This is a genomic window from Oerskovia enterophila (genome assembly GCF_001692445.1).
Taxonomy (GTDB): domain Bacteria; phylum Actinomycetota; class Actinomycetes; order Actinomycetales; family Cellulomonadaceae; genus Oerskovia; species Oerskovia enterophila.
Map to the genome: position 1 here is coordinate 77590 of NZ_MAQA01000017.1, position 6000 is coordinate 83589.

The 6000-nt window shown below is 73.3% G+C and carries 3 protein-coding genes and 1 pseudogene; 3 read left to right on the forward strand and 1 reads right to left on the reverse strand.

Translation table 11 applies throughout. The features are described from left to right. Positions 1-289 precede the first annotated feature (289 nt). From OERS_RS22240 to OERS_RS08940, 3 genes are all read left to right on the forward strand, one after another. Positions 290-970, forward strand: a complete 681-nt coding sequence (locus tag OERS_RS22240) for a winged helix-turn-helix domain-containing protein (protein WP_056644905.1) — start codon at positions 290-292, stop codon at positions 968-970. 313 nt (positions 971-1283) lie between these two features. Beyond that, positions 1284-2168 (forward strand): hypothetical protein, encoded by an 885-nt coding sequence (locus OERS_RS08935; RefSeq protein WP_139107760.1) that lies wholly within the window; start codon positions 1284-1286, stop codon positions 2166-2168. A gap of 44 nt (positions 2169-2212) precedes the next feature. Further along, on the forward strand, positions 2213-3298 hold the full coding sequence (locus tag OERS_RS08940) for a glutathione S-transferase family protein (RefSeq protein ID WP_083201333.1): 1086 nt from the start codon (positions 2213-2215) through the stop codon (positions 3296-3298). 4 nt (positions 3299-3302) lie between these two features. Here OERS_RS08940 and OERS_RS08945 read toward each other — a convergent pair. Continuing rightward, positions 3303-6000: pseudogene (locus tag OERS_RS08945) on the reverse strand (DUF11 domain-containing protein); the annotation flags it as partial.

The following is a 6000-nucleotide window of genomic DNA, read 5'->3' on the forward strand; positions in this document are numbered from 1 at the left end:
GGCCCCGTCCTGCGTGACGATGCCCGACGGCGCCACATCCGTCCCATTTTCGTGTCTCACCGAGTGAGATTCTCGGTTCTTCCCCTTGGCGCCCCTCGGTGCCGCTGCCATGCTCACCTGGTGACCCCCTCGCTGAGCTTCCGCGGTGCCACCCGGCGCCCGAGCGTCAGCATGTCCTCCTGCGTCTGTTGTCCGGCCTGACTCGCTCAGTCCCCTGACAACCCTGCCGACCCTCGTCGGCGCCGCTCCGGCTCCTCGCCGTCGAGCGGGAAGACCCACGGAGCCTCGCATGACCACGCTGACCCAGAAGACCGCCCAGCCCCACGCCGCGCACCGCCGCAACCACCCCGGGTTCGTCCTGTACGTCGGGGTCGACGCGGCGTCGGGCGAGCACCCGCAGGCCGAGCTCGTCGAGCTCGCCGAGGCCCTCGGAGAGCTCGCCCGGGAATGGCTGCCGGCCGCCGAGACCTACACGGCCCTGACGCTCTCCGAACCGGCGACCGACTCGCACGAGCCGCTCGTCGACCACGGTCGACGCAAGGTGCGCGGGCGCAGCGCGGCCCGCCGCGCCGAGGTGCCCACCCCGGCACCGGACCTGGCCCCGCTCGGAGACGTCAACGCGTTCCGCGACCGCCTCGCGGCCCTGTCGCCGTTCCCGCGCGTCGTGATCGACCCGGTCGGTCGGCGGGTCACCGTCGACGGCTCGGTCCAGCGCCTCACGTACAAGGAGTTCGAGCTCCTGTCGCACCTCTACCGCTCGGCGCACCGCGTCGTGACCCGCGAGGAGCTCCTGTCGACCGTCTGGGGAGCCGACGCAGTGCGCGACGGCAGCCGGACGATCGACGTCCACGTGCGGCGGCTGCGCGAGAAGCTCGGCCTCCAGCACGTCATCACGACCGTCCGCGGGCTCGGCTACCGGTTCGACCCGCAGACCCACGTCGTCCTCAGCGGCTCGGGGGACGCCGCCTGAGGACAGGTGCTGCCGGGTCGGGCGCTCGTGATTCCGTGGGGGGATCGGCGCGGCCCGGCAGCACGGCTCCGGTGCGAGAGACCACCCCGGAGCTCGTCCGGGCCTCGACGACCGGTTTGGCCGGGACGTCCGGCCGGGGTTGGATGGACCGGTTCATCCGTTCCGTCCCCGCGAGGTCCTCTCCGCCGTGCCCGTCCTCCCACCGCCCGCCCGACCGTCCGTCGCCCTCCTCGGTGCAGGCGTCGCGCTCGTGCTCCTGACGGGGTGCACCGGGACCGGAGCCACCGCGGTACCGGCTGTGCCCTCTGTCGCCGTGCGTGAACCCGTCACGACCCGCGCCGAGGCCGACACGCTCTTCGCGGGACTCACCTCGGCACGGAACACCGCGAATGCGGCCCGGGACGCGGCTGCTCTCTCGCTCGTCGAGACGGGGCCGAGCCTGCGCGCCTCGACCTTCGCCTACGCCGCGCAGGCCGCGCAGGGGGCCGCGCCCGTCGCGCCCTACACCTCGACCGCGGGCACGCTCGCCGCCCCGGAGCGTGGCACCGCGGACTGGTTCTACTCGCTGAGCGCACCGGGCGACGCGGCGGTCGGCGACACCACGGGCGCGTACGTCGAGTCGACGTTCTTCATGCGCGCGGGCGAGGGCGACCCTTGGCTGCTGACCTACCGGCTGGCGACCGACCCGGCCGTCGCCCTGCCGCAGCCCGCGCTCTCGGGCGGCTCCGCCGTCGTGCCCGACGACGACGCGCGTGCCCGCGGGGGCCTCGCCCTCCAGGACGTGGTCGCGTACGCGAGCACCGGGCAGCCCGCCCCCACGCTCGACGTGACGGATGCCGACCAGCTCGCGACCGCGCACACCCAGGGCTTCCCCCTGCCCGACCTCTCGCCCGACGCCGGGACCGAGCAGCGCGCCTGCACGCTCGAGGAGCCCGCCCCGGCCTGGGCCTCGTCCACCCAGGGGATCTTCGCGATGGCGTCGGTCGAGTGCACGCAGAGCGTCGCGCTCACGGGAGGCTGGACGGCGCCGACGCCCACGACCGGGACGATCGGCACGGTCCCCGTCGGGGCCCGCTTGTCGGGGTGGACGGTCTCGCAGTCGGTCACGGTCCTCGTCGAGGTGCACGACGACGGCACGTCCCGGGTGGTCGGGTCCGGTCTGCGCCCGGTCCGGACGGACGTCACACCCGCCCCGTGACCCGGATCGCTGCACGTCCCCGGCCACCGACGTAGGTTCGGAGCATGAGCGACTCGACCGGATCGAACCCCGTCCCGCGCGGCTGGAAGCGCCGCGGCCCGCACTTCACCGACCGGATCGCGGCGAGCAGCACCTCGCAGCCCGGCGGCCAGGGCGACGACCGAGGGCGCTGGCCCGTCGAGCCGGGCCGCTACCGGCTCGTCGCGAGCCTCGCGTGCCCGTGGGCGCACCGGTCGATCATCGTGCGCCGGCTGCTGGGGCTCGAGGGCGCGATCTCGCTGGGGATCGTCGACCCGATCCAGGACTCCCGGTCGTGGCGCTTCACGCTCGACCGTGACGGGATCGACCCCGAGCTCGGCTCGCACTTCCTCGCCGAGCACTACCTCGCGCGCGACCCCGAGGACGACGGCGGGGTGAGCGTGCCGGCGGTCGTCGACGTCCCGTCCCGGCTGCTCGTCACGAACGACTACCCGCAGATCACGCTCGACCTGTCGACCGAGTGGACCGCGTACCACCGCCCCGGCGCGCCCGACCTGTACCCCGAGGCGTGGCGCGACGAGATCGACGACGTCGCCGAGAAGATCTACCTCGACGTCAACAACGGGGTCTACCGGGCGGGCTTCGCGGACTCGCAGGAGAAGTACGACACGGCGTTCGGGATCCTCTTCGAACGGCTCGACTGGTTGTCGGACCGGTTGTCGGAGCGCCGCTACCTGGTGGGCGACCACATCACCGAGGCCGACGTGCGGCTCTTCACGACGCTCGTGCGCTTCGACGCGGTCTACCACGGGCACTTCAAGACCAACCGCAACAAGATCACCGAGGACCGCGTCCTGTGGGCCTACGTGCGGGACCTGTTCCAGACCCCGGGGTTCGGCGACACGGTGAACTTCGACCACATCAAGCACCACTACTACCGCGTGCACACGCAGCTCAACCCGAGCGGGATCGTGCCTGACGGCCCCGACCTGTCGGGATGGCTGACCCCGCACGGGCGCGAGTCGCTCGGTGGGTCACCGTTCGGCGACGGACGCGCACCGACGGCCGCGACCGACCTGGCCTCCTACCACCTGGCGCCGCTCGCAGTGCCTGTGGACGGCGAGCCCCAGGCCGCGAGGCCGCGCGGCTGAGGGCCTACTCCGCGTCCCACGTCGCACTCCCCAGGAGGGTGTGCGGCGTGAAGAGCGAGAGGTGGGAGATCGTCGCGACGTAGTTCGTGCCGTGGCTCACGACGCGGTCGCCCTTGACGTAGAACTGCCCGTACTGCCAGGCGGGCAGGCACGACTTCCCGGCGACCTGGAAGGTCCACGACGTCCCCGCGTCGGTCACGACGCGGTAGGTCGCGCCGCTCTCACCCGCGCTGGGCGCCTTGACCTGGATGCTCGTCCCGGGCTGCACCGTGCGGGTCGAGTCGCGGACGACCGCAGCCGAACCCTCGATGTGGAACGTCACGGCCTGGGTCGAGGCCGTGTTGTCGTACACGAAGGTGACGGGCTGGTACGAGCGCTGCTCGTTGTCCTCGAACCAGCACGCACCGACCGTGGGCGCACCGACGACGGGGGCAATGACGACCGGCACGTAGCGCGCCGCTTCGTAGCCTGCGGTCGCGGTGCTCGTGTACGCCTTGCCGTCGACCGTGCGCGACTGCCGGAGCTCGACCTTCCCCGCGGGGACCTCGGTCTTGCCCGTGTCCTGGGTGAACGTGGCCGTGGCCCCTGGCTCGACCGTGACAGGCGCACCGGCAGCGCCGTACGGGGTGACCATCGAGACCTGCATCGACTCGTTCGAGGAGTTGGTCAGTCGGCCCGTCAGGCGGACCGTGCGGTCGACGACGCCGGAGGTCGCGGAGGCCTTGACCGTCCAGTCGGGCACGTAGCAGCTCACGCCCGCGACGGCGTGGCTCGCGAGCTGGACGCCGTCGGCCAAGACCGTGAACGTCGCGCCCGCAGGACCGACGCTCGTCCTGACCGTCTCGGTCCGTCCGGCGGCGACCGTCCGGGCGAGGTCGTCGCGGCCCGTCACCGTGAACGGTACGGGGAGCGTCGAGGCCGAGTTGTCGAACGTGAGCGTCACAGGGGCCGACGACGAGTGCGCCTTCGGGTCGAACACGCACTGGCCGACGGCGGGCGCCGGGTGCGTGGGCGCGATGGCGGCCCTGCCGAACTCCACGACGAGCGGGACGGGGTTCTCGTACCCCTTGCCGTCGCCGGGGTCGCTGTCCTCGACCCAGCGGTACTGCCGGAAGCTGACCTTTCCGGCGTCGATCGCGGCGCGCCCGGTGTCGATCGTGAACGTGCCCGACGCACCCGGCGCGAGCGTCACCTTCTCCGAGTCCTCGACGTCCCCCAGCCCCGCTGGAGCGAGCATCCGCACGTCCATCGGGGTCGTCGACGTGTTGGTCGCAGAGCCCGTGAGGCGGACCGTGCCCCCGACGTTCTCCGTGGAGACCGTCGCAGTGGCCAACCAGTCACCGTCCGGGACCCGGTAGCAGTCGAGGGCCTTGAACTCACCCGCCGGGACCGTGCGGGTGTACTCGGCCCCCGCGACGGTGGTCGTGAGTGTCAGGGTCGCCGTGCCCGCGGGGAACCGGTACCCGTCCTCCAGCGCCAGGTCGGCCCTCGTGCCGCGGGCCAGCGCGACCACGGGCGACGCGGAACCGACAGCGTCGAGACGCACCCGGAGGTCGTCGTACGCGGTCGTGTTGGTGACGCCCGCCAGGACGACCGAGGCCGTGCTCGCGCCCTCGCCGACGCACTGGGGAGCCGCGCCGCCCCCCGCGGGGATCGCGTCGCTCGCGCTGGCCCACGGAGAGCCGACCCGCAGCTGTGCGCTCGCGGCGTCCTGGGGGGACTTCCCGTCGGAGCTCGCCGAGGCCGTGAACGTCAGGCTGCTCGTCGAGGCCACGGCCTTCCCGTCGGCGACGAGCTGGACGTCGAGCACGACGGCCGGTCCGGCGCTCGCGCTCGCGTCAGGAGCCGGGAGCGGAGCGCCCTCGCCCGCCGCGCAGGTCGTCGACGACCCGGAGGGTGCGCAGGACCAGCCAGGGGTCAGCGCGCGGGCCGAGCTCCCGGACGGGAGGTTGCCCACCGAGAACGTCAGACCGTGGGCGTCGACGTCACCGGTGTTCCGGGCCGAGAGCCGCACCGCGGAAGCACCAGGGTTGAGCAGCTCTCCCACGACGGGCGCCGCAAGGTCCACCTCGGCACCGTAGGACTGGACCGGCGCCGGCGCGTAGGTCTTCGTCACCGGAGCCAGGCCCTTGCCCCGGACCGACCCGCCGAAGCTGTACGTACCTCCGCGGGAGGCCTGCACCGTGACCACGAGCTCCTTCTTCTCCCCCGGTGCCAGCACGCCGACCGAGCAGATCACGAGCGAGGTCCCGTCGCCCTGAGGCACGGCCGTGCCGCACGGGAGCGCCGCGGCCTTCAGGACGGGCACCACGCCCCGCCCGGCAATGACCGTGGAGCTCACGACCGAGACGTTGGCCGGGAGCGTGACGTCGACGACGACCTCCTGTGCGGACGTCCCCCCGGTGTTCGAGGCCGTGAGCGTCAGGTCCTCCGGGTCGCGGGGCGCGAGCTGGAGAGGCGCGAAGGCCAGGTCGAGCGAGGCCGGTGCCGGGGCGACCGGGTCCGCCGGGTCCACCGGGGTGAGGGGGGTCGCCGGGATGGTCGTCCCCGGGCCGGCCAGGTCGCCACCGGTACCCGTGCCGCCACCTGCCTCGCCGCCGGTCCCGCCTGCTGCGCCTCCGCCGGTGTTCCCACCCGCGGCCAGCGGCGTCGAGCCGGTGTCGCCCTCCTCGAGGGGGGCCAGGTTGGCGGGGGACGTGGGG

What these genes read in the sequence shown, in the direction of transcription:
- OERS_RS08940 (WP_083201333.1), top strand. Translation starts at nt 2,213, where the DNA reads ATGAGCGACTCGACCGGATCGAACCCCGTCCCGCGCGGCTGGAAGCGC.
- OERS_RS22240 (WP_056644905.1), top strand. Translation starts at nt 290, where the DNA reads ATGACCACGCTGACCCAGAAGACCGCCCAGCCCCACGCCGCGCACCGC.